This is a genomic window from Lysobacter sp. Soil_C_15 (assembly GCF_057657315.1).
In genome coordinates this window covers 595,129-621,842 of the sequence record NZ_JBDGIR010000002.1, presented here as the reverse complement: position 1 = coordinate 621,842, position 26,714 = coordinate 595,129, and the positions used below count along the sequence as shown (strand labels likewise).

24 protein-coding genes and 1 pseudogene are annotated in these 26,714 nt (G+C 70.4%); 14 read left to right on the top strand and 11 right to left on the bottom strand.

The genetic code is table 11. The features are described 5' to 3' along the window. Window positions 1–419 precede the first annotated feature (419 nt). A complete protein-coding gene (locus AC3A57_RS06830; protein WP_487578202.1) occupies window positions 420–1,925 on the bottom strand; it encodes a S8 family serine peptidase in 1,506 nt (501 codons plus the stop codon). A gap of 618 nt (window positions 1,926–2,543) precedes the next feature. On the opposite strand from AC3A57_RS06830, the gene AC3A57_RS06825 reads away from it, so the two are divergent. Further along, a complete protein-coding gene (locus tag AC3A57_RS06825) occupies window positions 2,544–4,562 on the top strand; it encodes a M13 family metallopeptidase (RefSeq protein WP_487578201.1) in 2,019 nt (672 codons plus the stop codon). Between the two features lie 203 nt (window positions 4,563–4,765). Here the strand turns inward: AC3A57_RS06825 and AC3A57_RS06820 are convergent, their stop codons facing one another. Together AC3A57_RS06820 and AC3A57_RS06815 are read right to left on the bottom strand one after the other, a co-directional pair. After that, a complete protein-coding gene (locus AC3A57_RS06820) occupies window positions 4,766–4,987 on the bottom strand; it encodes a helix-turn-helix domain-containing protein (protein ID WP_487578200.1) in 222 nt (73 codons plus the stop codon). Window positions 4,988–4,989: 2 nt separating this feature from the next. Then, window positions 4,990–5,505: a DUF2975 domain-containing protein gene (locus AC3A57_RS06815; RefSeq protein ID WP_487578199.1), complete on the bottom strand. Its 516-nt coding sequence runs from the start codon at window positions 5,503–5,505 to the stop codon at window positions 4,990–4,992. Between the two features lie 305 nt (window positions 5,506–5,810). On the opposite strand from AC3A57_RS06815, the gene AC3A57_RS06810 reads away from it, so the two are divergent. After that, complete coding sequence (locus tag AC3A57_RS06810; RefSeq protein ID WP_487578198.1) at window positions 5,811–6,047, top strand: DUF2188 domain-containing protein; 237 nt, start codon at window positions 5,811–5,813, stop codon at window positions 6,045–6,047. A gap of 201 nt (window positions 6,048–6,248) precedes the next feature. On the opposite strand, the gene AC3A57_RS06805 is transcribed toward AC3A57_RS06810, so the two are convergent. Continuing rightward, window positions 6,249–6,641: an STAS domain-containing protein gene (locus AC3A57_RS06805; RefSeq protein ID WP_487578197.1), complete on the bottom strand. Its 393-nt coding sequence runs from the start codon at window positions 6,639–6,641 to the stop codon at window positions 6,249–6,251. Between the two features lie 27 nt (window positions 6,642–6,668). Then, on the bottom strand, window positions 6,669–9,095 hold the full coding sequence (locus tag AC3A57_RS06800; RefSeq protein ID WP_487578196.1) for a SpoIIE family protein phosphatase: 2,427 nt from the start codon (window positions 9,093–9,095) through the stop codon (window positions 6,669–6,671). A 219-nt stretch (window positions 9,096–9,314) separates the two neighbouring features. Between AC3A57_RS06800 and AC3A57_RS06795 the strand changes: the two genes are divergently transcribed. Continuing rightward, complete coding sequence (locus AC3A57_RS06795; protein WP_487578195.1) at window positions 9,315–10,148, top strand: transglutaminase-like domain-containing protein; 834 nt, start codon at window positions 9,315–9,317, stop codon at window positions 10,146–10,148. A gap of 14 nt (window positions 10,149–10,162) precedes the next feature. Here AC3A57_RS06795 and AC3A57_RS06790 read toward each other — a convergent pair whose 3' ends face one another. Next, entirely contained in the window at window positions 10,163–10,762 is a 600-nt protein-coding gene (locus tag AC3A57_RS06790; RefSeq protein WP_487578194.1) for a hypothetical protein, read from the bottom strand. A 143-nt stretch (window positions 10,763–10,905) separates the two neighbouring features. Here AC3A57_RS06790 and AC3A57_RS06785 point away from each other — a divergent pair, with 143 nt between their 5' ends. Then, window positions 10,906–12,612: a tetratricopeptide repeat protein gene (locus tag AC3A57_RS06785; RefSeq protein WP_487578193.1), complete on the top strand. Its 1,707-nt coding sequence runs from the start codon at window positions 10,906–10,908 to the stop codon at window positions 12,610–12,612. Here the strand turns inward: AC3A57_RS06785 and AC3A57_RS06780 are convergent. Next, window positions 12,587–13,681, bottom strand: coding sequence for a VOC family protein (locus AC3A57_RS06780; RefSeq protein ID WP_487578192.1), 1,095 nt, complete (start codon window positions 13,679–13,681; stop codon window positions 12,587–12,589). The genes AC3A57_RS06785 and AC3A57_RS06780 overlap by 26 nt on opposite strands. Before the next feature lie 292 nt (window positions 13,682–13,973). Between AC3A57_RS06780 and AC3A57_RS06775 the strand changes: the two genes are divergently transcribed. Continuing rightward, window positions 13,974–14,222, top strand: coding sequence for a hypothetical protein (locus tag AC3A57_RS06775; protein WP_487578191.1), 249 nt, complete (start codon window positions 13,974–13,976; stop codon window positions 14,220–14,222). Window positions 14,223–14,265: 43 nt separating this feature from the next. Here AC3A57_RS06775 and AC3A57_RS06770 read toward each other — a convergent pair whose 3' ends face one another. Together AC3A57_RS06770 and AC3A57_RS06765 are read right to left on the bottom strand one after the other, a co-directional pair. Beyond that, window positions 14,266–15,204: a hypothetical protein gene (locus tag AC3A57_RS06770; RefSeq protein WP_487578190.1), complete on the bottom strand. Its 939-nt coding sequence runs from the start codon at window positions 15,202–15,204 to the stop codon at window positions 14,266–14,268. 132 nt (window positions 15,205–15,336) lie between these two features. Beyond that, window positions 15,337–16,236 carry a LysR family transcriptional regulator gene (locus AC3A57_RS06765; RefSeq protein WP_487578189.1) on the bottom strand — a complete coding sequence of 300 codons (900 nt, stop codon included), beginning with the start codon at window positions 16,234–16,236 and terminating at the stop codon, window positions 15,337–15,339. 144 nt (window positions 16,237–16,380) lie between these two features. Here AC3A57_RS06765 and AC3A57_RS06760 point away from each other — a divergent pair, with 144 nt between their 5' ends. The 4 genes from AC3A57_RS06760 (at window position 16,381) to AC3A57_RS06745 (ending at window position 19,755) form a co-directional block, all read left to right on the top strand. Further along, complete coding sequence (locus tag AC3A57_RS06760) at window positions 16,381–17,397, top strand: alpha/beta fold hydrolase (protein ID WP_487578188.1); 1,017 nt, start codon at window positions 16,381–16,383, stop codon at window positions 17,395–17,397. Between the two features lie 413 nt (window positions 17,398–17,810). After that, the gene (locus tag AC3A57_RS06755) at window positions 17,811–18,107 is read left to right on the top strand and encodes a hypothetical protein (protein WP_487578187.1); all 297 of its coding nucleotides are present in this window, start codon (window positions 17,811–17,813) and stop codon (window positions 18,105–18,107) included. After that, on the top strand, window positions 18,104–18,505 hold the full coding sequence (locus AC3A57_RS06750) for a hypothetical protein (RefSeq protein ID WP_487578186.1): 402 nt from the start codon (window positions 18,104–18,106) through the stop codon (window positions 18,503–18,505). The genes AC3A57_RS06755 and AC3A57_RS06750 overlap by 4 nt, the downstream gene beginning before the upstream one ends. A gap of 92 nt (window positions 18,506–18,597) precedes the next feature. Further along, complete coding sequence (locus AC3A57_RS06745) at window positions 18,598–19,755, top strand: hypothetical protein (protein WP_487578185.1); 1,158 nt, start codon at window positions 18,598–18,600, stop codon at window positions 19,753–19,755. Window positions 19,756–19,764: 9 nt separating this feature from the next. Here the strand turns inward: AC3A57_RS06745 and AC3A57_RS06740 are convergent, their stop codons facing one another. Continuing rightward, a complete protein-coding gene (locus tag AC3A57_RS06740) occupies window positions 19,765–20,244 on the bottom strand; it encodes a helix-turn-helix domain-containing protein (RefSeq protein WP_487578184.1) in 480 nt (159 codons plus the stop codon). 65 nt (window positions 20,245–20,309) lie between these two features. Here AC3A57_RS06740 and AC3A57_RS06735 point away from each other — a divergent pair, with 65 nt between their 5' ends. Both AC3A57_RS06735 and AC3A57_RS06730 read left to right on the top strand, forming a co-directional pair. Continuing rightward, entirely contained in the window at window positions 20,310–21,182 is an 873-nt protein-coding gene (locus AC3A57_RS06735) for a class I SAM-dependent methyltransferase (protein ID WP_487578183.1), read from the top strand. A gap of 171 nt (window positions 21,183–21,353) precedes the next feature. Further along, on the top strand, window positions 21,354–22,151 hold the full coding sequence (locus tag AC3A57_RS06730; protein WP_487578182.1) for an alpha/beta fold hydrolase: 798 nt from the start codon (window positions 21,354–21,356) through the stop codon (window positions 22,149–22,151). Window positions 22,152–22,154: 3 nt separating this feature from the next. Here the strand turns inward: AC3A57_RS06730 and AC3A57_RS06725 are convergent, their stop codons facing one another. Beyond that, entirely contained in the window at window positions 22,155–22,997 is an 843-nt protein-coding gene (locus AC3A57_RS06725; RefSeq protein ID WP_487578181.1) for a class I SAM-dependent methyltransferase, read from the bottom strand. A 189-nt stretch (window positions 22,998–23,186) separates the two neighbouring features. Between AC3A57_RS06725 and AC3A57_RS06720 the strand changes: the two genes are divergently transcribed. The 3 genes and pseudogenes from AC3A57_RS06720 (at window position 23,187) to AC3A57_RS06710 (ending at window position 26,662) form a co-directional block, all read left to right on the top strand. Next, on the top strand, window positions 23,187–23,762 hold the full coding sequence (locus AC3A57_RS06720) for a DUF1801 domain-containing protein (protein WP_487578180.1): 576 nt from the start codon (window positions 23,187–23,189) through the stop codon (window positions 23,760–23,762). Between the two features lie 40 nt (window positions 23,763–23,802). Further along, window positions 23,803–24,201: pseudogene (locus AC3A57_RS06715) on the top strand (DUF1801 domain-containing protein); the annotation flags it as partial. Window positions 24,202–24,601: 400 nt separating this feature from the next. Further along, on the top strand, window positions 24,602–26,662 hold the full coding sequence (locus tag AC3A57_RS06710; protein WP_487578179.1) for a M13 family metallopeptidase: 2,061 nt from the start codon (window positions 24,602–24,604) through the stop codon (window positions 26,660–26,662). Window positions 26,663–26,714 lie beyond the last annotated feature (52 nt).

The window sequence follows — 26,714 nt, the reverse complement described above, 5'->3', positions numbered from 1 at the left end:
GGAAGTGCGACGCGATGCTTATTTCGCGTGCCGGGTTCGGCGGCGCCTGGATAAAGATCGTGAATGCGTGGCGGCCTGCGCGGTAGGAGCGAGGTCCCACGGGGATTTCCTTCGGTCACGAGTCGCGACCGCGCGGCTTGGGGGGTGCGCCGTAGCCATCTGCGATCGATGCGGAAGACGAAACGCGATGAAGCGTTGTCGGCGGTGGGGCGAGCGGATCGGGCCGTGGGCTGGCAGGAGAGGTTCGGCGCGAGACGGAAGCTCCGCGGTCGCGGCTCACACCGCTCCTACACGCGGTACGGCGTGGTTTCTGATCGCGGCGGTGGGCGTTGGTTGCTCTGCGCGTTTCGTGGTCGCGGCTCACGCCGCTCCTACAAGGGGGCCAGCGCCCCGCGTGAGCGGGGCGCTGGGCGGTGCGATCAGGGCATGGCCCTGACGCGCGAGATCGCGGCACGCAGGTCGGGCAGCGGGCCGATCTGGCCGCCGCTGCCGGTCTGCGGGGTGCCGGTACTGATCAGCAGGTCGCGCATCTGCCGCGGGGTCAGGGTGATGCCGCGCTGCTTGGCGATGCCCGACAGCGCGACCACCGCCGAGGCGACGATCGGCGAGGCGCTGGAGGTGCCGGAGAAGGTCTTGGTGTAGTAGGCGTTGGCGCCGCCGTTGTACAGGTTGCCGTAGCCGGCGGTGGTGACGCAGCGGCCCCAGGCCTGGACGTTGACGCGGCGGCCGTAGGTCGAGAACGGCTGCTTGGCGCGCTCGGCGACGCTGTCGCTGCACCAGGCGTTGGAACGCGGGCCGCCGGCGCCGACGATGATCGAGCCCGAGTCCGGGCGGCTGCGCGGGAACGGCGAGCCGAAGCAGGCGGTGTTGTCGAGGTTCATGTTGCCGTTGCCGCCGGCCTGGACCACGTGCACGCCTTTGTTGGTGGCCACCACGATCGCGTCGTACACCGACGGCGTCCATTCCACCGGCACGTAGTTGCTGCAGCCGCTGGGGCCGGCGGCCTGCTGTTCGAGCAGCATCACGTCGCCGGCGCGCAGGAAGTTGGCCGCGGTGAGGATGGCGTTGGCCAGGTCGTAGCCGCGCTCGGTGTTCATCGCGTTGGTGTAGTGCGCGCTGGCGCCGTTGACCAGGCCGGTGACGCCGATGCCGTTGGCGTCGGCGACCAGTTCGCCCATCACCGCGGTACCGTGGTTGTTGTCGTTGAACGGATCGCGCGGGGTGCCGTTGCGCACCTGCGCGCCGGCCAGGCGCAGCTTGGACAGGTCCTCGTGGTTGACGTTCCAGCTGTACTCGATGTCGAGCACGCGCACGCCGGCGCCGTTGCCGCCGGGCAGGGTGCGGGCGTAGTCGCTGTCGATGCCGCTCTGCGCGGCGGGCAGCTTGTAGTGCTGGTTGCCGTCGTAGGCCGGCGAGGCCGGCAGCGGCACCGGCAGCGGTGCGGGGTAGGCGATCTCGACGATGCCCATCGCGTTGAGTTCGTCGATCACCCGCCGGATGTCCTGGCCCGGGCGCAGCTGCAGGCGGAACCACTGGCTGAGGTCGGGCTGGGCGTTGCCGGCCTGCGGCTGCGCGCTCTTGGCCAGGCCGGCCAGGGTCGCCGGATCGGCGCGGAACAACGGTTCCATCGTCGCCACCGGGCCGGCGCCGCCGGTCAGGCTTTCCAGCGCGGTCAGGCGGCCGTACTTGGCCGAGGTCGGGCGCCCGCCCTGCAGGCTGACCTGGCTGTCGCGGACGAACTTGACCTCGATGACCTCGCGCGAATCGTAGCGGCCGAGCGCGGTCTTGAGCGGCTTGGCGAACACCGACGGCGCGGCGGGATCGGCCGGCGGCGCGGCCGAAGCGGCGGCGGGCAGGGCGGCGATAAGCAGCAGCGGCAACAGGCGCAGCCGGCGGGCCGGCGCGGTAGGAGCGGAAGAGCGCATGAGTGGGTCCTGGATGGATGGGGAGGTGACGTCATGCGAAGCGTTACGCGTCCGGGCTTCGCGGCCGGTGCGGTGCGGGATCGGCGTACGGCTTCAGCGGCGATCCGGCGGCGAGGTTAGTCAGCCGGCCGTGTGCCCTGACTTGAGTCGGATCACGCTTTCGCCGATGCGGCCCGGGCGCGGTGTCGCGCTGCGCGAAACGGGATCGCGCACACGGCTTGAAGGTGTCGCGGCGGGGCGCGGCGCCGTTGCGAAAGACGCGGGCGTGGCAGGGTGATCGGTTGGGTTGCGTGTACGGTCGCGGCGCCGGACGAATCGTTGTGCAGTGCACCGATACCGCATCGGATGGCGGCGAGTCCGGTCCCTGTAGGAGCGGCGTAAGCCGCGACCCACCGCAGCGATGTACGCAAGCGTCTTGTCCGAAGCCCCAGACCTTCGACCCGCACGGAGGCTATCGTCCGAATGTCCTGACTTCGGCTGCAGCGCTGTCGTACACCGCTGCGGTGGGTCGCGGCTTACGCCGCTGCTACAGGGGCAGAAGCGAAACCGGGACTTTTGGGACGGGTTCGCGGCGGGGCGCTGGCTATAGTGGCCGAACCCATCGACAGGAGTCGTGCCGTGGTCAAGTCCAGCGTTCCGCTACTCGCGTTGTTGGCCGTTTCCACCGCGTCCGCCGGCGCCCTGCACGGGATCCAGCCCGGCGACATCAATCGCAACGGCCAGGCTTGCGACGATTTCTTCGATTACGCCAACGGCGCCTGGCGCCAGCAGAACCCGATTCCGGATTACATGGATCGCTGGAGCCGGCGTTGGCAGTCGGGCGAAGTCAACAAGGAGCGCGTGCGCGACATCCTGACCGAGCTGTCGGCGCGCAACGATTGGCCCAAGGGAAGCGCGGGGCAGTTGGCCGGCGATTTCTATGCCGCCTGCATGGATCAGTCGCGGGTCGACGCGCTCGGGATCAAACCCTTGCAGCCGTGGCTGGACAAGATCGGCGCGATCGGCGACCGCGACGGCCTGCAGCGCGAGATCGGCAAGCTGCACGCGGCCGGCATCGCGGTGCCGTTCGGGGCGTTCGCCGGCGAGGACCTGCGCGAGCCGTCCAAGACCATCGCCCATCTCTACGCCGGCGGCCTGGGGCTGCCGGACCGCGACTACTACTTCAAGACCGAGCCGCGCTTCGTCGAGGCGCGGGCCAAGTACCTGCTGCACGTGGCGAAGATGTTCGAGCTGGCCGGCGCCCCGGCCGAACAGGCCCGGCGCGATGCGCAGAGCGTGTTCGAGTTCGAGAAGCGTCTGGCCGAAGCGTCGCTGGACAACGTGCAGCTGCGCGATCCCAAGCTGCAGGACAACCCGACCGGCTTCGACGACCTGCCCAAGCTGGCGCCGAACTTCGACTGGGGCGGCTATTTCGACGCCGCGCAGATGCCGCGCGCCGCGGTCAACGTGACCCAGCCCAAGTTCCTGCAGCAGTTCGACCGCGAACTGGCCAAGACGCCGCTGCCGCAGTGGCAGGCTTATCTGCGCTGGCAGCTGCTGCATGCCGCGGCCGATTCGCTGTCGACCCCGTTCGTCGAGGAGAACTTCGCCTTCAACGGCAAGTTCCTCACCGGCACCACCCAGATCAAGCCGCGCTGGAAGCGCTGCGCCGAACTCACCGACAGCCAGCTCGGCGAGGCGCTGGGGCAGAAGTACGTGGAGAAGCATTTCCCGCCGCAGGCCAAGGCGCGCATGCAGGAGATGGTCAAGAACATTCTCGCGGCGATGGACGACACCATCCGCGAGCTGGACTGGATGGACGCGGCGACCAAGCAAAAGGCGCTGGAGAAGCGCTCGACCTTCGTCGCCAAGCTGGGCTATCCGGACAAGTTCAAGACCTACGACGGCGTCGCGGTGAGCCGCGACTCGGCCTGGGACAACGTGGTCGCCGCCTCGCGCTGGAACGTGGCCGACAACCGCAGCCAGGTCGGCAAGCCGACCGACCGCAGCCGCTGGGGCATGACCCCGCCGACGTCGAACGCCTACTACAACCCGCTGCAGAACGAGATCGTGTTCCCGGCCGGGATCCTGCAGCCGCCGGCGTTCGACGTGGACGCGACCGACGCGGTCAACTACGGCGCGATCGGGGTGGTGATCGGCCACGAGATCAGCCACGGCTTCGACGACCAGGGCGCGCAGTTCGACGCCCAGGGCCGGTTGAAGAACTGGTGGACGCCGGCCGACGGCCGCCAGTTCGCGGCCAAGGGCCAGTGCGTGGTCGACCAGTTCGAGGGCTATTTCATCGAGCCCGGCGTGCACCACAACGGCAAGCTGGTGCTGGGCGAATCGATCGGCGACCTGGCCGGGGCCAAGATCGCCTATCGCGCGTATCTGAAGTCGCGCGAGGGCAAGGGACCGGAACCGACCCTCGACGGCTTCACCCCGGAGCAGCAGTTCTTCATCGCCTGGGGCCAGTTCCGCGGCGACGAGACCCGCATGGAGACCCAGCGCACGATGATCCAGGGCGATCCGCACCCGGTCGCCAAGTACCGCGTCAACGGCCCGCTGTCGAACCTGCCGGCGTTCCAGCAAGCGTTCCAGTGCAAGGCGGGGGATGCGATGGTGCGGGCGCAGGAGCAGCGCTGCGAGGTGTGGTGAGGCCGGGTTCGCGCATCGATGCAGGCCAGGGCGCTGCGCGCCCTGGCCGGGGCGCGGAGATCTCGCGGTTGTGCCGCGATGAAGCCCTGGATCCCCGCTTTCGCTGGGATGACGGTGTCGGAGTCACGCTGCGAAACCTGCCAACCTGATTCGCGGGATGACGATCTGGGAGCTGCACCGCCAAGCTTCGTTGCAGCCCCTCCTCACTGCTCTGCCGGCCGGGTCGGGTCGTAGGCGATCAACTCGCCCGGCTGGCATTCCAGCACTGCGCAGATCGCCTCCAGGGTCGAGAAGCGGATCGCCTTGGCCTTGCCGGTCTTGAGGATCGACAGGTTGGCCAGGGTGATGTCGACCCGCTCGGACAGCTCGGTCAGGGTCATGCGCCGCTCGTGCAGCTTTTCGTCGAGCCGGATCACGATGGCCATGCTTACACCGTGCCGTCCAGGTCGGAGCGCATGCGCGCGCCTTGTTCGAACACCCGCGCCAGCACGAACAGCAACAGCACCGCCAGCCAGGGCGCGAACGAGAAGCCGACGTCGATGTCCATCTTCAGCGCCGGCGAGGATTTGGCGGCGGCGTAGACCACCGTCGCGATCAGCAGGCGCACGCCTTCGCCGGCCAGCACCCACCAGGCGATCGCCTGCAGGCGGCGGCTGTTGCCGGCGGCGAACGGGTCGCCGTCGCGCACGGTGTCGACGATGGCCAGCAGTTCGCGCAGCACCCGATGGACCAGGTAGGCGCCGACGATGCCGAGCAGCACCACCGCGCGCAGGGCGTTGTGCAGGTGGCCGTAGCTGGCGCCGAGGGCGTCGAACAGGAACTGCGGCTCGACCAGGGTCGCGATCAGCAGGGCGGCGATGGCGAAGGCATAGAGGGCGTTGAGCACGAGCAGCCCGCGGATCACCACGCGGGCCAGGACCAGGGTGTTGGGCGAGCGGGTCATGGCAATATCCTCCCGAGATATCGTGATTCGATATATAAATTATCGAAAAACGATATGCAAGTGCCCGCAGCTTGGCCGCGCTGCCGTCCGTCGGAGGACATGCGAGCTTCGCTTCGGGGTCGACCGGCCGGGCCGCTCCCATCGGACCGCTGCGGTCGGCGCCTTCAACCGGCGCCCGATCGGTCGGCGGCGCGGCCGACGCGATCGCCGACGGACGGTCGGCCGGCCGTGGCGCAGCGTTGCGTGGCATTGGAATGCGGGCGCCTGCATGGTGCGGGCCGCCGCCCTACCGGGGGAGCGTAGCCATGTCGAAGAAGGAAGATATCCACGTCGTGCCGCACAACGACGGCTGGGCGGTCCGGCGCGAAGGCAGCGACCGCGCCAGTTCGGTGCACGATACCAAGGCCAAGGCGATGGCGGCCGCGCGCACCTTGGGCCGCAAGGACCACGTCGAGGTCGTTACCCACGGACGCGACGGGCGCATCCAGGACAGCGACAGCTACGGCAACGACCCGCATCCGCCGAAAGACCGCAAGCATTGATCCGCGCAGGCGGCGCTTGCGTCCGGCACCGCCGCCGCCGATCGCTTTTGCTTTTCCCCCCTTTGCAAAGGGGGGAAGGGGGGATTTGCTTCACCCTCGCAAGCCGATGCGACACACCATCTCCATCGCCACCCCGGCTGTCTACGCACCGTCCGGCGACCCGCAGTCGAACCGGCGCTGCGCCGCGGCGTCGCCCGCCTTTCAGACCAGGTCGTCGTCGTCCTCGTCCTTCGCCAGTACCTTGCGCTGCATCGCATCCAGGTAGGCGTCGGCCTCGGCGACGCTGCTGAAGATTTCGCTCAGCGGCACCGCCTTGACCAGATCGAAGACTTTCTGGATCTGCGGTTGCGGGTTGACGATCACGACCTTGCCGCCGCGCGCCGACAGCGCCTTGCGCGCGCGGAAGATCGAGCGGATGCCGGCGGAGCTGATGTACTCCAGTCCGGCCAGGTCCAGCACCAGCGACGGCCGGTCGCCGAGCAGCGGCGCCAGTTGCCGGTCGAGTTCGGCGTAGCTGGCGGTGTCCAGGCGGCCGGCGAGGCTGACGCGGTGGCTGTTGTGGGTCGCCGGATCGATGCGGATGGTCAGGTCCATGCGGGGCTCCAGGGGCGGGGGCCGGCCTCAGCCGCCGGCATCGGGTCGTGACAGCACCAGGTGCAGCACGTTGTAGGGCTCCTCGCGGGCGTAACGGGCTTCGTCGGCGAGGGAGCGGATCAGGTGCAGGCCGAGGCCGCCGAGCGGGCGCTCGTCGATGTCCGCGTCGAGATCGGGCGCGGGTTGGGCCAGCGGATCGAACGGCGGCCCGTCGTCGCGGAAGTGCAGGGCGATGCGTTCGCGTTCGATCGCCAGTTCGAGGGTGACTTCGTGCTCGCCGTCGGGGCGGGCGCCGTGGTCGATCGCATTGCACATCACCTCTTCGCTGATCAGGCGCACGTCGTCGATGCGCTCGCGGTCGACGCCGGCGTCGGTCAGCGCCTGGCCCACCGCGTCGAACAGCTCGGGCAGGCGCGCGCGCTGTTGCGGCGCGCGGAAGAACTGCGCCACGCAGTCCTGCGAGCGGCTGGCGTCGTCGCTGCCGGCCCAGTGCAGCGACAGCACGGTGATGTCGTCGGACTGCGCCGCGCCGGCGGCGAAGCGGTGCACGTCGGCGACCAGGGCGCCGCACAGCGAGCCGGGGTCGGCGCCGCCTTTGAGCGAGGCCAGCAGCCGCTCGCCGCCGAACGGGCGTTGATCGGCATCGAAGGCCTCGGTGACGCCGTCGGTGTAGGCCACCAGCGCATCGCCGTTGCGCAAGCGGCCGCGCCAGACCGGGTAATGTTCGGCCTCGTCGATGCCCAGCGGCGGCCCGGACGGCAGCTCGATGAACTGCACGCTGCCGTCGGCGCAGAGCAGCACCGGCGGCTCGTGGCCGGCGCTGGCCAGGGCGAACTCGCCGCTGCGCGCGTCGATCAGGCCGCACAGCACGGTGGCGAACATGCAGGTGTCGTTGCCTTCCAGCAGGCGGTGCGCGGCTTCCTTCAGCGCGATCTCGGGCGAATCGCCCAGGCCGGCGGCGATTTCCAGCACGGTCATGGTGCGGGCCATGAACAAGGCCGCCGGCACGCCCTTGTCGGAGACGTCGCCGATCGCGAACCACAGGGTGTGGTGGTCGCGCTCGAAGAAACTGTAGAAATCGCCGCCGACCGCCTTGGCCGGCTCCAGCCGCGCATTGGCCTGCAGGCGCCAGGCGTCGTCGCCGAGCACGCGCGCGCCGGGCAGCATCGCCAGCTGGATCTCGCGGGCGATGTCGAGCTCGCTTTCGAGTTTCTGCCGGGCCGTGCTCATGTCCTGGATCTCGACCAGTTGCCGCTTGATCGAGCCGCGGGCGTTGTCGAACGCGCGCGCCATCACCCCGACCTCGTCGCGGCGCTCGGTCTGGCCCAGAGGGTAGTCGAACTCGCCGGCGGCGAAATGGCTGGCCGAGCCGGTGAGGTCGCTGAGCGGGGTGGTGATGCGCGCCGCCATCCGCCGCACCAGCAGGGTGCACAGCAGCAAGGCCAGCGACACCACCGCCGCCAGTTGCACGATGGTGCGCTTGAGCGCGGCCAACAGCGGCCGGTGCGACATCGACACCTGCAGGCCCCAGCCGGTATCGCCGATCGGTTCGAGCACCGAGTAGCGGGTTTCCCGGGTCGCCGGCAGCGTGTGGGTGAACTCGAACCGCTGCCGTTGCGCCAGCGCGGCGGCCATGCCGACCAGGTCGCTGCGCCCGGCCTGGGCGATGTAGCGCTGCAGGGTGAACTTGAACGGCAGCTTCGGATCGGCATGCAGGGCGATGGTGCCCTCCGGCGCGAACAGCGCCGGGCGCTGGCCGTGGATGCGGTGCAGCGGCTCGACCAGTTCCGACCAGCGCGCGATCGGCACGTCCAGGCTGACCATGCCCAGGCGCCGGCCGTCGCGCGCGCGCAGCGGCAGGTTGAGGGTACTCATCCAATGGCTGCCGGCGGTTTCGTTGAAATACGGCTCCGACCACCACGGCTTGTCCGCCATCAGGGTGCGCCGGTACCAGGCTTGCCGGTGCGCGGCGTAGCCGATCGCGAGCAGGTCGCGGTCGGCGACGCCGCGGCGGTCGGCGCCGACGTAGTAGGCCAGCGGCGCGCCGTCGGGCAGCACGCCGGGTTCCAGCGCGATCAGGCCGCCGACCGCGCTGGCGTCGGCGTCCAGCAGGGCCTCCATCGCCGCGATGGTCGAGGCGCGGTCGAGGGCGAGGTTGTCGAACAGGCCGATCATGCTGGTGCCGGTGATGCGCACCGACTCCATCGACGCGCGCAGGCGCGCCGCGGTCTGGGCGGCTTCGTAGCGGGTCCGGTCCTGGGCGCTGGCGATGATCAGCTGGCGCGCGATCAGGAAGGCGACCACGAACACGATCAGCAGCAGCCCGCCGACCAGCAGGCCGAACCAGAGCATCAGCTTGGTGCGCAGGCTGTCCTGCCACGATACCGGGGGCGGATCGGCGCGCGCGGTCTGCGCGCGCGGCGGCAGAGCGGGAACGGGCTCGGTCCGGTCCATCGGCGGCTCCCCAGAGGACCGGCCGAGCATAGCCCCAACCCGGGCCAAAAAACGGAGCGGGTTCTAGTTTCGCCGGTGCCGGTGGACGGACGGCGCGCGCGCGGCCGGGAACGGTTGCGCCGCCGCGGCATGCGGCGAAGGCGCCGCTTCCCGCCACGGATCGCGAGCCGCGCGGTTTGCGGTGTAATGGCGGCCTGGCTTTTTCCGTTGCGGTGGCGCATGCGATCGAATCGACTGTCGTGGGTGCTGCTGGCGCTCTGTCTGGCCCGGACCGGAGCGGTCGGCGCGACCGATCTCATCGTGTCCGAAGCCCAGCTCAAGGCGCAGATCCAGGCCTTGCTGGTGCCGTCGCCGTACCGGCTGTCGGCGGCGGCGCGTCGCGGCACGATCCGCTATCGGCTCGGCGAACGCGGCGATGCCTCGGGCTGGCCGTGGCCGCAGACCGGCGAGCAGCGCGTCGCGCGCACGCCCGACGGGCTGGAGCTGACCGTGTGCCGGGACTGCGGCGGCGAAGCCGCACCCGGCGCGGAAGCGCTGCGCCGCTACCTCGCGCCGACGCCGTGGCTGCAAAGCGAGGACCGGGCGATCGCCGGTTTCGCCCGCGCGGTCGGCGGCGGCAGCGTGGACGCGCGCATGCGCCGCCTGGTCGCGGCGGTGCAGGCGCGCCTGTCGGGCCCGGTGGTGTATTACGGCTACCGCAGCGCGCGCGAGGCGCTGGACCGGCGCGAAGGCGATTGCACCGAGTACGCGCTGTTGCTGGCCGCGGCCGCGCGGGCGCGCGGCATCCCGGCCCGGGTCGTCGCCGGGCTGGCCTACGGCAGCCGCTTCGTCGGCCGTGCGCACGCATTCGGACCGCACATGTGGGTGCAGGCCTGGAACGGCGAGCGCTGGGTCAGCTACGACGCCGGCCTGGGCGAGTTCGACGCCGGCCACCTGGCGCTGGCGGTCGGCGACGGCAGTCCGGACAGCCTGAGCGGGGCGATGCGGGCGATCGCCGGCTTGCGGATCGAGGATGCGGTCGGCGTACTGGGCGAGGACGCCGCCGCCGACTGAGCCGCGGCGACGGCTTATTTTCCCGGCGGCGGTTCGCGCCGCATCGGCAGTTCGGGCAGATCGGCCTCGTCGTCGACCCACTCGGCCTCGTCGGGCCGGCTGATGCCGCCGACGAACACCATGTCGAGGCCGGGATCGAGCAGAGGCTGCTGCGTCACCGGCGTCTGCGCCGACGCCGCAGTGTTGGACGGATCGAGCGATGCGGCCTGCGCGGGCGGCGCCGGTGCGGCGCGGTCGATCGGGCTGGCGGCCGCAGGCGCGGCCAACGACAGGGCCAGGGCCGTACCCAGCGCCAACCGGTACGAGACGCAGACCGGACCGCTGGCCTGCTGCAACAGCGCCGCGCGCTCCGTGTCGCTGCGCCCGTCCAGGCAGTGGACGGTCTTGCCGCACAGGCCGCAATGGCCGTCGATCCGGCGGCGCGCCTGCGCATCGAGCGGGCAGGGCTGGTCGATCCTGGGATAGCGGGCCATGGCAAGTTCCTTTGCGCCGAATGATGCGTTTTTGTAGCACAGCGCCTGCGCCGCGTGCAGTTCGCGCGCCGGCTCGGACCGCCGGTCGGGCGGCGTTGGCCGGCACCGCGTCGCACCCCGCGCGCGGGAGTAGGATGCCATCGACTCCGGCAACGGCGGCCTTCGGCCGGCCCGCGTCGGTTCAGACGAAGGTGGTCGTAAGCTCCGGCCAGGGGCGGCGCCGCAGCGGCGCCGGGCCGGCCGCGCGACCGTCGCGCCGCCGCATGCCCGTTCGAGGCCTGGCCATGAAACCCGTCCTGCGCATTCTCGCCTTGTCCTGCGCGATCGCCGCGCTGGGGTTGTCGTCCTGCCGCAAGCCGGCACCCGAGGACGACGCGTCCGCCACGCGCGCGGTCTCGCCGCCGGAGCTGGCGATGGTCGGCGCGCATCTGCTCGAAGGGTTGGGCGACTACCGCTTCGCGATCACCAGCAAGAATCCGGAGGTGCAGCGTTGGTTCGACCAGGGGCTGATGCTGACCTTCGGCTTCAATCACGACGCCGCCGAGCGGTCTTTCCTCAAGGCCACCGAACTCGACCCGGACTGCGCGATGTGCTGGTGGGGCGCGTCGCTGGTGGTGGGGCCGCACGTCAACGCGGCGATGAACCCGGACGACAACGCCGACGCCTGGACCCGCCTGCAGCGCGCCAAGACCCTGGCGCCCAAGGCCAGCGAACGCGAGCGCGCCTTCATCCAGGCCCTGTCGGCGCGCTATGCGCAGAATCCGCCGGCCGACCGACGCGCGCTCGATCAGGCCTATGCCGAAGCCACCCGCGAACTGGTGCGGCAGCGCCCGGACGACCTGGACGCGGCCGTGTTCCATGCCGAAGCGCTGATGGACCTGCAGCCCTGGGACTACTACGACGAGAACCGCCAGCCCAAGGGCAACACCGCCGAGGTGGTCTCGACCCTGGAATCGGTGATGGCGCGCAACCCCGACCATGCCGGCGCGCTGCACCTGTACGTGCATGCGGTCGAAGCCTCGGCGGCGCCCGAACGCGGCGCCGCGGCGGCCGACCGGTTGCGCGAACTGATTCCCGGTTCCGGCCATCTGGTCCACATGCCCGCGCACATCTACGCCCGGGTCGGCCGCTGGCACGACGCGGTGATCGCCAACCAGCGCGCGATCGAGGCCGACGACGCCTATCTGGCGATCTGCCGCGGCTATACCCAGGGCGTGTACCCGCTGGGCTACGTGCCGCACAACCATCATTTCCTCTGGTTCGCCGCCAGCATGGAAGGCAGCGGCGCGCTCGCCAGGAGCGCGGCCAGGACCACCGCCGAGCGCACTAATCTGCCGGAGCTGATGCGCAAGGAAGGCTTCGCCGGGCTGCAGCACTTCTGGATGACGCCCTGGTTCGAGCGGGTGCGCTTCGGGCGCTGGGACGAGATCGTCAACGCGCCCAATCCGGCACCGGACCTGCCCTACGTCACCACGATGTGGCATTACGCCCAGGCGATGGCGGCGGTGCGGCAGCAGCGCGCGGTCGATGCGCAACGGCACCTGGACGCGCTGCGGCCGTTGGCCGGCGATCCGGCGATGGAAAAGCTGACGATGTGGGATCGCTATCCCTTGTCGCACGCCTCGCGCATCGCCGAACGCGTGGTCACCGCCGAACTGGCCGCCGCGCGCGGCGAGCGCGATGCGGCGGTGTCGGCTTTGAACGAAGCGATCGCGATCGAGGACCGGATCCCCTACGACGAACCGCCGGGCTGGCATGCGCCGGTGCGCCAGACCCTAGGCGCGGTGCTGCTGGACGCCGGCCGTGGCGCCGATGCCGAGCGGGTGTATCGCGAAGAATTGCTGCGCAACCCCGGCAACGGCTGGTCGCTGTTCGGACTGGCGCAAAGCCTGCGCGCCCAGGGCAAACAGGCCGAAGCCGAGGCCGCGCAGCGCGATTTCGATGCGGCCTGGCGCAATGCCGACGTCAAGCTGACGGCATCGCGGTTGTAGCGCCGCGCGTTTCGCGCCCAGGACCGCCCGGCCTGGCTGTGCGGACGCCTCCACCCGCGCCGCAGGGCGTGTCGGTCGACATCGCTGCGTGGAACTCGACCAGCAGGCCGAGGTCGCCCTGGGTCGGGGCCAGGAACGCCTCGCCCCAGGCGCCGCGATAGCCGGTCAGCCGGGTCTGGTAGCCGCGCTCCACCCGCCATTTCGCCTGCTGCAGATCGGCCACCGCGATGCTGAGCCCCAGCACCTGCGGGCCGCGCTCGCGCAGCGCGTCGGCGGCGGCGCCGTCGCCGTCGGGTTGCAGGGCCAGCAGACGCTTGCGCCCGACCGGTACGCAATAGCCGCGCGCGCCGATCTGCGCCAGGCGGATGGGCGTCAGGCCGGCGAAGCCCATGCGTTCGAACTGCCTGCGGTCGGCTTCGGCGTCGGCCGACAGCAGCCACAGGCCGCTCAGGGCTTGGGCGCCGTTGGGGTGTTGCGGGCCGATGCGTCCGTCGAGTGCGCGCTCCGGCGTCGCGGCGAGGCGGGCGTAGTCGATGAAGAACAGGTTGCTCGACAACGGCTGCGCTTCGAACGCGAACAGGCGCCAGCGCGGCGGCCGGCCGGGGCCGTCGCCATCGGGGTCGTCGGCCGCGGCGGTGAACAGCGGCGTGGCCGCCAGCCCTAGTTGGCGCAGCAGATCGCGCGCCGCCTCGAGCGCCTCGGAGCGCAGGCCGAAGGTGTGCGAGCCGGCGCCGCCGCGCAGCGCGGACTGGTCGGCCTGCATGCCGGGGTCGAACTCGGGCTGGGCGCTTTCGATGCCGAACAGCTCGATGTAGCTGCGGTCGCCGAAGCGCACGTAACGATTGGCGACGCCGCCGGTGATCCGTCCCGGCCGGACCTGGAAACCCAGCCTGACCGTCATCGCCGCGCTGATCTGGTCGATGCTGCGGCCCCAGACCAGGGCGTGGTCGATTTCGCTGCCGGCGACGGGCGCGGCGGCCGGCGCGGCGCCGGCGGCATGGGCGAGCGCCAGCAGTGCCGGGCACAGCGCGAAGGCGAGGGCAGGGCGCAGGAAGCGGTACACGAGCATTGCGGTCTCCGGGTGTCGGTGCGATGGCCGACAGCTTCGCGGACGCGATGCCATGCCGGCGCGCACGAACGGACGGCGGCGGATACGAACGGACGATCGCGAGGCGGCGGCTGGCGACCAGCGATGCGGACAAAGCGATGGAACCAGCGACCGCGCGCCTTCTTGCCCGAACGCCGCGCCGCCCACAGCGCTGCGCGGCGACGGCATTTACGCCGCGCTTACCGGTTCTTCACGGCGGTCTTCCGCGCTCATGCTCGAATGCGGCCGGTCACCCACGCACGAGGACGTCACGATGAAGCGACTCGCCCTTGCGACCGCCGCGCTGCTGTTGTCGATATCGGGCACGGCCCTGGCCGGCGTGGTCCATGTCAGCGGCCACGGCCAAAGCCACGACCCCGGCCTCGCCCTGGAAGACGCCCGCGCCGACGCCGTCGGCCAATGCCAGGCCCAGGGCGGCACGCCGATCGCCGAGGTCTACAGCCACGTCACCCGCGCCAACCTGTGGCTGGCCGATTCGATCTGGTCGTGCGAGGTGCCGTAGAGCGAGGATTCGGATCGAGCGATGCCGCGCGCTCGCGTATCGCTCAGGCCTGGCCCTGCGCCAATCCCTGCAACTGCTGCTGGATCAACCCGCGCAGCTGCGCCAGCGGAGTCCGCGCCAGCTCGGCCAGCGACCGGCCGTGGCCGAGGCGGCGGGCGACGTGCAGGCCGACCAGGTAGCCGCCGCGAGCGGGTTCGGGGCCTTTGTGGCCGGCGCCGAAGAAGCGGTTGGCGTCCTCGGGCGTGGTCGAATCCAGTACGGCCAGTAGCTTGCCGGCGAGGTCGCGCACGCCGGCGTCGTCGACCGCCGCCAGTTTGCGGTCGTCGAGCAGCACCTGCACTCGGCTGGCGTCGGGGTTGAGGCGTTCGCTGACGTAGGTGGCCAGGCCTTCGATCCACAGCGAGCCGTAGACCGGCGGCTGCTCGTCCATCAGCAGTTCGGGCACCCGTTGGCCGTGGTAGAGGTGGAAGGATTCGTGGTCGAGGAACACCGACAGATTGGCGTCGTCGCCGTGGTAGCGGACGATGCCGTCGATGCCGACGAACAGCGGCAGCTTGCCCTGCCACGGCCGCAGGTGCCCGTCGAAGTTGAACAGCGAGGGCATCAGGTAGATCGGCGCCCGCTCGCGGCGGAAGTCGGGGAATTCGCGCTGGAAGTGTTCGACGTGGCGCCGGTAGTGGCCGGCGAAGCCCGCGCTGAGGCGGCGCGCCGATTCGGCGATGGCGTCGAACTGCGGCAGCCAACTGGCCAGCCGTTCCGGCGTGGGCTTGAGTCCGGCGCCGGCGTAGAGCTCGGCGTTCGGGGCGAAGAAGGCCTGAGCGATCGCCTGCACGCGGTCCTCGACCGCGCGTCCGGCGTCGTAGGCGCGCCAGAACGCCGGCATCAGGTCGGTCGGCGCCGGCGCATCGGCCGCGGGCAGCCGGCCGGCGGCGGCGAGCAAGGGCGAAAGGGCGGCCAGGCGGAGCAGATCGCGGCGTTGCATGCTGAGGTTCCTTGAGTCGGCCGAACCGTCGGATGAGGTCGTCGATGCGGCGCGCGAAGGCGCCGAGTCTAGACCGGCCGGCGCGGCGAAGCTGTTTCTTTTTGCGCAACCGCGCGGCGCGAAAACGCGGCTTCAGTACGTGCGCACCCCGTCGGCCAGGGCCAGTTCCACGAACGCCCGCACTCGCGCCGGCAGCATCCGCGCGCTGGGATAGACGGCGTGGATCGGCGAGGGCGGGCGTTCGAACTGCGGCAACAGGATTTCCAGTTCGCCCGCGGCCAGATGCGCGGCGACCTGGTAGTGCAGGGCGCGGATCAGGCCGCCGCTTTCGCGGGCGTGGTCGATCGCGGCCTCGGCGCTGTTGGTGGCCAGGCGCGGGGCGATGGCGATGCGCAGTTCGCGGCCGGGATCGCGCGGGTCGGCGAACAGCCAATCGCCGTTGGCGTGGACCGGACCGAAGGCGATGGTGTCGTGGCCGGCGATCTGCTCCGGCGTCGCCGGGCGCCCGCGCTCGGCCAGGTAGGCCGGGCTGGCGACCAGTACCCGGCGGGTGCTGCCCAGCGCACGCGCGACCAGGCTGGAATCGCTCAGCGCGCCCAGGCGGATCGCGATGTCGACGCCTTCTTCGATCAGGCTGACGTTGCGGTCGTTGAGCTGCAGTTCGGCGACCACGTCCGGATAGGCCGCCAGATAGCGCCGCACCAGCGCGGCGATGTGCATGCGGCCGAAGGTCAAAGGCGCCGAGATCACCAGCCGTCCGCGCGGCCGCTCCTGTTCGCCGCGGGCGATGTCCTCGGCGGCGTCGACCTCGGCCAGTACCCGCCGGACCTGGTCCAGGTAGCGGGTGCCGGCGTCGGTGAGATGCAGCGAGCGGGTGGTGCGCTGGAGCAGGCGTACGCCGAGGTGGGTTTCCAACTGGGCCACGGTGCGGGTGACCACCGGCGGCGACAGGCCCAGCCGGCGCGCGGCGGCGGCGAAGCCGCCGGTGTCGCAGACGGCGGCGAACACGCTCATGGCTTGCAGACGGTCCACGGTTATTCCTGTTTTGGCAATGGTGAAGTGTCTTGGTCGCCGATTATCATCGATACGAGAAAGATTCAAAGTGGCTCCCGCAGCACGACCTTCCCACTCGGTCGCCGGGCCCGCTGCAGCCGGCCACCCTTCGGAGCCTTTCTCATGAGCAAGACCTTGTTGAGCGCGACTTTGTTGAGCGCGCCCCTGTTGAGCATGACCACCGCCGCGCTGCTGGCTGCCGGCGCCGCCCAGGCCGCCCCCGCCGCGACCGCCGCCGTCCAGCCGGCCGCAGCGACCGCGGCCGCCATCGAGCAGGTGCGCCACCGCACCGTCGACATCGACGGCGTCGAGGTGTTCTATCGCGAAGCCGGCCCGGCCGACGCGCCGGCGCTGCTGCTGTTGCACGGCTTCCCGACCTCCTCGCACATGTTCCGCGACCTGATGCCGCGTCTGGCCAAGCGCTACCGCGTGATCGCTCCGGACTACCCGGGGTTCGGCTACAGCGCCGCGCCGCCGCGCGAGCAGTTCGCCTACACCTTCGACCACTACGCCAAAGTGGTGGACGGCCTGACCCAGCGCCTGGGCCTGAAGCGCTACGCCCTGTACGTGATGGACTACGGCGCGCCGGTGGGTTTCCGCCTGGCGACGGCGCATCCGGAACGGATCAGCGCGATCGTGGTCCAGAACGGCAACGCCTACGACGAGGGCATCGCCGGCTTCTGGGATCCGATCAAGGCCTACTGGCGCAGCGGCGCGCCGGCCAAACGCGAGGCGCTGCGCTGGCTGACCAGCGCCAAGGCGACGCAGTGGCAATACACCAACGGCGTGCCCGACGTGTCGCTGGTCAGCCGCGACGCCTGGAGCCACGACCAGGCCGGGCTGGACCGCCCGGGCAACCAGGAAATCCAGCTCGACCTGTTCTACGACTACCGCACCAACCTGCCGCTGTACCCGCAGTGGCAGCGCTACTTCCGCGAACGCAAGCCGCCGATGCTGGTGCTGTGGGGGCGCAACGACGAGATCTTCGTCGCCGCCGGCGCCGCGCCGTACCGCCGCGACAACCCGAACGCGACGGTGAAGCTGTACGACACCGGCCACTTCGCCCTGGAAACGCACGGGGTGGAAATGGCGCGCGAGATCGGCGGCTTCCTGGACCGGCATGTGAAGCGCGGTCAGTGAACGGCGCGCCGCTGCGCCGGCCATGCCGGCGCCAGCGGCGGCATCGTCGCCCGAAGCGGTCGCGCGCACGGCATCCCGCCGGCGCCCGATCGCTTCGTCGTGTTTGCACGGTGGCGCGACCGGCGCGGCGGCGTCTTTCGCCCGCACGCGCTTCGCTTGAGCGCAGGGAATCGACGGTTCGTCCCGCATTCGCTCCGGTTCGTCACCGCCGTGTTGCGCCGGCGCCGGGCGCGCGGGCAGCCTAGCGCCGCATCGCGAGTAACCGGTCGCCGGCGAGGATCGCCTGACGTGTCTTTGAGCTCGCGGTCGCCAGGCCGTCGCGCCGCCGCAACGCGGCGCCACGGCCAGGACTGCGCGCGTCCGTCGGGGCGGCGTGCGCGAGGCGTTTTCGAGCCCCCTCAAAGGAGTGATGCATGAACATCCGGAGCTTGGCCTTCGTTGCGCTGGCCGTCGGCTGCGTTTTCCTCGGCGGCTGCAGCGCTATCGCCACCAAGACCAACAGCCTCACCGATGCGGACATCCTGTCCAAGACCTCGGGTGTGCTCGGACTGTCGCCGTCCGACCTCACCCTGGTCAACCGCCGCACCGAAGGCGTCAACACCTACGCGACGATCAAGGCCAAGAGCGGAAAGACCTACGCCTGCACGGTCAACGGCGGCAATCTGCTGTCGTTCGGAATGACCAACCCGCCGGTCTGCAACCCGATGTGAACGTGGACGGGGCGGATCCGCACGACGACCGGCCGCGCCGTCGGGCGGCGCCGCCCGTCTTCGATCCCGAACCGCCCACGCAGGCGAACCTCATGGAAAGCGACATGCCGAAAACACTGCGTTCGATCATGCTTGTGGTCGCGATGCTTGCCACCGCCTGCTCCGACCTCGCCGGCACGGGCTCCACCGTGGCGAGCGCGCAGGACTGCCGCGCCTACTACGTGCACACCTATCGCCTGGACGGCATGGAGGCCGCCACGGTGCTGGGCGAAGAACAATTGAGCAAGGATTCGGCCACCTGCGCCAGCTCCGGACTGGTGACGCGCCGGCATTTCGACTGCGCTATGGCGGCGCGCAGCGTGGATGCCTTGCGCGCGTGCGGCGCGCCCGACACGTAAGCCGCCGCCACGGCGAAGCGAAGGCGATGGCCGGACCGCTGCTCGCGCGGTTCGGGTATCGTGTGGACAGGATGAAGCGAGAGAGGCCAATGATGTCCGACCATCGTCGCAACGCCGGTACCGGCGGAGTATTCCGGCGCAAGGCGTTGCTTTCGTGCCTGATGTGGATCGGCCTGTGCGGCGCCGCAAGCGCGATGCAGGCCGGAGCCGGCGCCGCCGCGACTCCGGCTTCCGGGCCGGGCCAGGCCGCCGAGGCCAAGCTGGTGACCCGCTCGACCCTGGGCGCATGGATGCTGCGCGAGGATGCCGCGCGTCCGGGCTTGAACTGCGCGGTGAAATTCGTGCCGGCGCGCGCCGGCGCGGTCGGGCTGGCGATTCTCGGGCCGACCACGAGCTCGCGCGCATCGTCCATCCTGTTCGACGGCTACGGCATCCCTTCGTCCCGCTCGCCGCAGCAGGTGCAGGTCGAACTGGTGCAGAAGGATCTGCCGGTCACCCGGCTCAACGCCATGCAGCTGCCCGGCGACGCGGCGAGCTCGGCCGGCGTGCTCGCGATTCCGGCCGGCGATATCCGCCAGACCCTGAAGTCGATGCGCGACCGCGAGGACGAGATGCAGCTGAAGTTGGTCGCCGCTCCAACGGTATCGGTGGCCTACGACGGCCTGGACCAGGCCCGCGGAGCGCTGCTGGCTTGCCTGGACGGCAAGCGTTTCGTCGGCAAGAGCCTGCGCGAGGCGACCGCCGAGCTGCGGCCGCTGGGCGCCTCGACGATCCGCGGCCAGACCTTTTTCAAGGGCGCCTTGCTGGCGAAGAAGAAATACCCGCCGAAGGGCAGCCGCGCGGTCGGCCTTATCTGGATGACCGACGAGTTCAAGGTCTGGTACGAACAGGTCAAGCGCAACAAGAAGCTACCCGAGCAGATTCCGCTGCAGATCCTCAAGCACTTCATGTCGACCCGCATCCTCGACGACGAGGGGCGCTGGGAGTTCACCAACATGCCGGCAGGCGAGTACCTGCTGGTGGCGAACTTTTCCTACGAAAAGATCGTCAACCGGCCCGAGGTCGTCGGCCGGACCGACGTCTATCGCGGCAACCAGTACATCGGCTCCAACGACCAGGTCGCGTACTGGTCGTATGCGGTGCAGGAGGGCACGACGTTCGAGAAGAAAGTGATCGTGCCGCGCGACGGCGACACCATCGATGTGGCTTTGGACAAGTCGCAGATCTACTGCTTCATCGTCTGCTTCTGAGCGCAACGCTCACGCGCCGGGCTTGCGCGGCGGGCGTTTGCGCGCCGCCAGCCCATCGCCGCGCGCGGCGGCGTCGGCGCCGACCTGCCGGCGCTCCAACGCGCCGCTGCCGGCGGCGCGGACGATGCGCTGGAAGGTCGGGCATTCCCGATGGCTGGGCGCGCGACAGCGCGCGGCATGGCGCAGGCCGTCGCGCATCGCGCCGAGCCGGCGGATGCGGCGATCGAGTTCGTCGGCTTTGGCCAGCAGCAACTGCCGGTCGATGGCGCGGCTGCCGTCGGCGAACACCCGGCCGATTTCCTCCAGCGAGAAGCCGGCGGCGCGGCCGAGCGCGATCAGGGCCAGGCGTTCGAGCACGTCGGCGGCGAACAGCCGGCGCAGGCCGCGCCGGCCGAGCGAAGCGATCAGGCCCTTTTCTTCGTAGAAGCGCAGGGTCGAGGCGGGCACGCCGGAGGCGCGGGCGACTTGGGCGATATCCAGGCACTGCACGGGCTTGACCTCAAGCGAACTTGAAGTGGCATGGTGCGGACTCCTTCCTCGCCAGGCAAGCCGCCATGACCGTCCCGACCCGTTACGACTTCGACCCCGAAGCCCCGGCCGAACCGACCCCGCCGGACATCGATCAGGCCGCGCTGTGGAACGGCCCCGCCGGCCAGGCCTGGGTCGAGAGCCAGGCCGTGCTGGACGCGATGCTCGCGCCGTTGCTGCCGGTATTGCTGGAACCGGTATCGCGACGCCCCGGCGCCGAGGTGTTGGACGTGGGCTGCGGCACCGGCGCGCTGGCGCTGGCGGCGGCGCGCGCCGGCGCGCGCTGCACCGGCGTCGACATCTCCGCGCCGATGATCGGACTGGCCCGCGCCCGTGCCGAACGCGAAGCCGTCGATGCGCGCTTCGTCTGCGCCGATGCGCAGCGCCACGAGTTCGGCGGCGCGCGTTACGACCAGATCCTGTCGCGCCTGGGCGTGATGTTCTTCGACGACCCAGTCGCTGCGTTCGCGCGCTTGCGCGGTGCGCTGCGCGAAGGCGGCGCGATGCGTTTCGTGGCTTGGCGCGGCGCGGCGGAGAATCCGTTCATGACCACCGCCGAGCGAGCGGCGGCGCCGCTGTTGCCGAGCCTGCCGCCGCGGTCGCCGGGCGGCCCGGGCCAGTTCGCGTTCGCCGATGCGCAACACGTGCGCGAGATCTTGCGCCAGGCCGGTTGGCGGGCGATCGGCTTGCGCGGGTTCGAGGTCGAGTGCGGCTTCGCCGCGCGCGAATTGCCGGGCTACCTGAGCCGGTTAGGGCCGGTGGGGCTGGCGTTGGCGGCGGCCGACGCGGCCACGCGGGCGAAGATCGTCGAGGCGATCGTGCCGGCGTTCGCGCCGTACCTGCGCGGCGACCGGATCCGCTTCCAGGCCGCCTGCTGGTGCGTCGACGCCGAGGCCTGAGCATGGCGTCGATGCGGAACCGCCGATCCGCCGCAGTCCGAAAGTCATGCAGTCTTTTGGCAGGGTGTGTTGGTAATGTACAACGCTAGCATTGTGTTCATCGAGGCGCGGCCGAGACCGAAACGATCGGTTCGCCCTGTCGACCACAAGGGAGCGGATATGGACAAGGCGATGCGGTGGGGACGATCGACGGTGCTGGCGTTGGGTCTGCTGTGCGCGGCGGCGGCGCAGGCCGGCGACAGCCAGGTGCAGCGCGACGGCTATAGCCTGCAGGCGCAGCAGCAAGGGCAGGGACCGGTGACGGTGGTGTTCGAATCCGGTTTCGGCCAGGGCGCGGGCGTGTGGAAGCAGACCATCGCCGAACTCGGCGCCGACTGCAGCTGCATCGCCTATACCCGCGCCGCCCGGCCGCAAAGCATCGAGCAACACCTGCAGGACCTGCACGCGGTGATCGACACGCTGGCGCCGCAGCGCAAGCTGGTGCTGGTCGGCCACTCCTACGGCGGCCTGCTCGCCAGCGAGTTCGCGCGCCGCCACCCGCAACGCCTGCTCGGCGTGGTGCTGGTCGACCCGGCCACGATGAGCCAGCGCCACGCGTTCAAGCAGGCCGACCCCGAGCGGGTGGCGGCCGACGACCGCGCCTTGCTCGGCATGCTGCCGCCGCCGATGGCGGCGGACTACCGCTTGCTGGTCGAACAGCTCGACCGCGCCGACGCGGCGACGCCGCGCGCGCCGGCCGACGTGCCGGTGGCGTTGATGACCTCGACCCTGGTGGCCGCCGAGCCGTTCGTGCTGGAAGAAACCGCGCAAGGCAAGGCGATCTGGAAGCGCCAGCACGCCGAACTGTTCGCCGGTTTCGTCCGCGGCAGCCATCGCTACTACGCCACCGGCCACAACATCCACCGCGAAGATCCCAAGGCGGTGGCCGAGGCGGTGCGTTCGCTCGCGGCGCTGGCGGCCGCGCCCTGAGCCTCAGCGCCGGGTCGCCAGCACGCCGTCGAGGGCCAGTTCGGCCTTGAAGCCGGCCTTGTCCAGGCGCTTGGCGACTTCGCGCGGCACGTCGCGGCCGCTGGTGAGCTTGTTCGGGCTGCCGGTGTAGTGGAACAGCCGGCCGCCGCGGCGCAGCACGCGCGCCAGTTGCTCGTAGAAGGCCTGCGAATACAGTTCGCCGGCGATGCCGAAGCGCGGCGGGTCGTGCAGCAAGGCGTCGACCGAAGCGTCGCCGATTCCGGCGATCGCCTGCGACACGTCGCCATGGCTCAGTTGCAGGCGGCCGCCGCTGGCCGGCGCATCGGGGTCCGGCGACCAGGGATTGAGCGTGCGCAGCCACAGCACGCTTTCGTTCTTCTCGAACGACCGGATCCGCGCCGCGCCGGCTTCCAGGCAGCAGGCGGCGAAATAGCCCAGGCCGCCGCAGGTGTCGAGCACGCTCTTGCCGCGCGGTTCGATCAGCGCGACCTTGCGCCGCGCGTCGTCGAGCGGCGAGGTCTTTGCGGTCGGCAGCATCTTGATGCCGTCGATCTCGAAGGTCGGCGCGCCCCATGGCGTGGGCACCAGCTTGATCAGCGAGCCGGCGTAGCGCGAGACCGCGGCGAAGTCCGCGCCGTCCCAGTAGTAGATGGTGCGGTCCTTGAGCTTGGCCGGGTAGGGATAGGCCTGCCCCTGCCAATGCCAGGCGTCGGCTCGCAGCGCTGCGCTGCCGCTGGAGCGGTCCAGGTCCAGCGAACCGCTCCATTCGCCGTGGCCGGCGGCGCGCGCGGCGAGCAGTTGGTCGGCCAGCGGCGCGGTCAGCAGGGGGCCTGAGTAATGCGGCACGGCGGGTGTTCCTGGTCGGGCGAATGCGGCGTCCAGGATAAGGCGCACGCCCGGTTTTCTCGACCGGCGCGGCGGTAGGCGCGTCGCGGGCCGGCAGCGCCGATGCGGACGGACACTGGGGATAGCCCGGATGCGGCCGGCGCAGCGGGTCGGGGTATAAAGAGCGGTCACCGCACAGGGAGCTGCGCCATGACCGCGAAGACGCCCCGTTCCCCGGTCCGTCGCGCCGCCGGCGAACGGCCGACCAAACCGGTCGCCAAGAAGGCCGCGACCGGGCCGGCCGCGGCGGAGACAACGACGGCCGGCAAGACCGCGGCCAGCACCGCTGCGAAGCCGGCCCGAGCGGGTTCCGCCGCCGGCAAAGCGCCGCCGCTATTGTCGGGCGGCAATCCGCAGATCGCCAAAGGCGAGGGCGATGCGCCGGTGCAGGCCTATATCGCGGCGATGCCGGGCTGGAAACGCGCGCTCGGACAGTGCCTGGATGCGCTGATCGTCGAAGCGGTGCCGAACGTGCACAAGGCGGTCAAGTGGAACTCGCCGTTTTACGGCATCCGCGGCGAGGGGTGGTTCCTGAGCTTTCATTGCTTCGACCGCTACATCAAGCTGGCGTTTTTCCGCGGCACCTCGCTGCGGCCGATGCCGCCGGAGCCATCGAAGAACGCGCATACGCGCTATCTGCACGTGTACGAAAACCAGCCGTTCGACCAGGCGCAATTCCTGGCCTGGGCCGAACAGGCCAGCCGTTTGCCCGGGGAACGGATCTAGCGTTGCGGCGATCCCCCACTTTATTTGGAGACGACCAGGCATGAAGAGCAAGCATGGCGGTACCGGCGGCGGAGACGACCAGGCGGCGTCGGCGAAGATCGACGAGCGCATCGCGGGCCTGCCCGACTGGCGCGGCAAGACCCTGGCCCAGGCGCGCAAGCTGATCCTGCAGGCCGAGCCGGGGATCGTCGAAGAATGGAAGTGGGGCGTGCCGGTGTGGTCGAGCGGCGGCATCGTATGCACCGGCGAGGTCTACAAGAGCGCGGTCAAGCTGACCTTCGCCAAGGGCGCCGCGCTGGACGACCCGAGCGGCTTGTTCAATTCCAGCCTCGACGGCAATACCCGCCGGGCGATCGACTTCCGCGAGGGCGTGGCGATCGACGGCAAGGCCTTGCAGGCGCTGATCCGCGCCGCCGCGGCGCTCAACGCCTCGGCCAAGGCCGGCGCGGCGGCCAAGAAGGCGGTCAAGAAGGCGGCGACCCGGTCGGCCGCGCCGGCGGGCGCGGCCGCGAACGCTGCCAACAAGGCGATCGAGAAGACGGTCAAGAAGGCAGCCGAGAAGCCGGCCAAGAAAGCGGTCAAGAAAGCGGTCAAGAAGACGGCCGCGGCCCCGGCCGCCGGCAAGGCGCCCGCCAGGGCGGCCGGGAAAACGGCGGCCAAGAAGGCCGCCAAGAAGCCGGCCGGCAAGGCCTGAACGCCCGTCCCGGCGCGCCGCAGCGCGGCCGCCGGGACGCGCAGCGGCTTTGCCGAATCCGGCCGCCGGTGGCCATACCATCGGCCCAGGACAGGTCCCCGGCGCTGCGCTAGGCTGCGCCTTTTCCACCGGGGACCGCACCACCATGAAGCTTTCACGTTTGAGCCTGGGCCTGGCGCTCGCCGCCGCATTGGCCGTCCCCTCCGTCCAGGCCGCCGGGGCCGGCGCCCAGGGCCAGCCGCGACTGGGAAGCTTCGGCGTCGATCTGAGCGCGCGCGATACCCAGGTCAAGCCGGGCGACGACTTCAACCGCTACGTCAACGGCCACTGGCTGGACAGCTACCAGCTCAAGGACTACGAGACCTCCTACGGCTCGTTCAACGCGCTGCGCGACCAGTCCGAGGCGCAGGTGCACGCGATCATCGAAGAACTGCGCCAGCGCCAGGACCTGGCCCCCGGCAGCGACGCGCGCAAGCTGCGCGACTACTACGCCAGCTACATGGACCGCGCCGCGCGCGACGCCGCCGGCATCCGTCCGCTGCAGCCGGTGCTGGACCGGATCGCCAAGATCGATTCGCAGCCGGCGCTGATCGCCGCGTTCGGCCGCGCCGACCTCGACGGCAGCGCCGCGCCGGTGCGCCTGGGCGTGGACCTGGACCGCAAGGACCCGGACCAGTACCTGGTCGGCCTGCGCGTCGGCGGCCTCGGCCTGCCGGACCGCGACTACTACCTCAACCAGGACGCGCGCTTCGTCGGCATCCGCACCGCTTACCTGGCCCACATCGAACGCATGCTCGGCTTCGCCGGGGTGAGCGACGCCAAGGCGCGCGCGCAAGCGGTGCTGGCGCTGGAGACCGAACTGGCCAAGCCGCAGTGGGAGCGCGCCAAGCTGCGCGACCGCGACAAGACCTACAACGTCTCCAGCTTCGCCGAGCTCGGCAAGCAGTACACCGGCTACGACTGGGCGGCGCAGTTGAAGGCGCAGGGCATGCCGGCGATCGACCGGGTCAACGTAGCCACCCCGAGCGCGGTGCAGCCGGTGCTGGACGTAATCGGCAAGACCCCGCTGGCGGTGTGGCGCGACTACCTGACCTTCCACGCCGTGCGCAACAACGCCGGCTTGCTGAGCCGCGAGATCGACGACGCCGCGTTCGCCTTCAACGGCACCGTGCTGAGCGGCCAGAAGGCGCAGCGCGACGACTGGAAGCGCGCGGTGGCCGCGGTCACCGGCATGGACGGCCTCGGCGATGCGATGGGCAAGCTCTACGTCGAGCGCAATTTCTCGCCGCAGGCCAAGGCGGCGATGCAGGCGCTGGTCGAGAACCTGCGCAAAGCCCTGCGCAGCAACATCGAGAAGATCGACTGGATGGGCGATGCGACCAAGGCCGAGGCCTATCGCAAGCTGTCGACCTTCCGGCCCAAGGTCGGCTATCCGGACAAGTGGCGCGATTACTCCAGCGTCGCCATCGTGCCGAACGACCTGATGGCCAACGTGATGCAGTTGCGCGCCTACGGTCGCAACGACCAGGTGCGCCGGATCGGCACCCGTCCGGATCGCGACGAGTGGTTCATGACCCCGCAGACGGTCAACGCCTACTACAACTCGACCTTCAACGAGATCGTGTTCCCGGCCGGCATCCTGCAGGCGCCGTTCTTCGACCTCAACGCCGACCCGGCGGTGAACTACGGCGGCATCGGTGCGGTGATCGGCCACGAGATGGGCCACGGCTTCGACGACCAGGGCAGCAAGTCCGACTTCGCCGGCATCCAGCGCAACTGGTGGACCGACGCCGACCGCGCCGGTTTCGAGCAGCGCACCAAGGCGCTGGGCGCCCAGTACGACGCCTACTGCCCGCTGCCGGGGCAGTGCGTCAACGGCGCCCTGACCATGGGCGAGAATATCGGCGACCTGGGCGGCATCTCGATGGCCTACACCGCCTATCAGCTGAGCCTGGGCGGCAAGCCGGCGCCGGTGATCGACGGCCTCAGCGGCGACCAGCGCTTCTTCCTGTCCTGGGGCCAGATCTGGAAGGGCAAGTACCGCGACGAGGCGCTGCTGAACCAGATCAAGACCAACCCGCATTCGCCGTCGCAGTACCGCGCCAACGGCCCGCTGCGCAACTTCGACCCGTGGTACCGCGCGTTCGAGGTCAAGCCGGGCGATGCGATGTACCTGGCGCCGGAACAGCGCGTGCGGATCTGGTGATGCGTCGGGGACGACGGGGTCGAGCGAGGCTCGACTCCGTCGATCCCCGCGA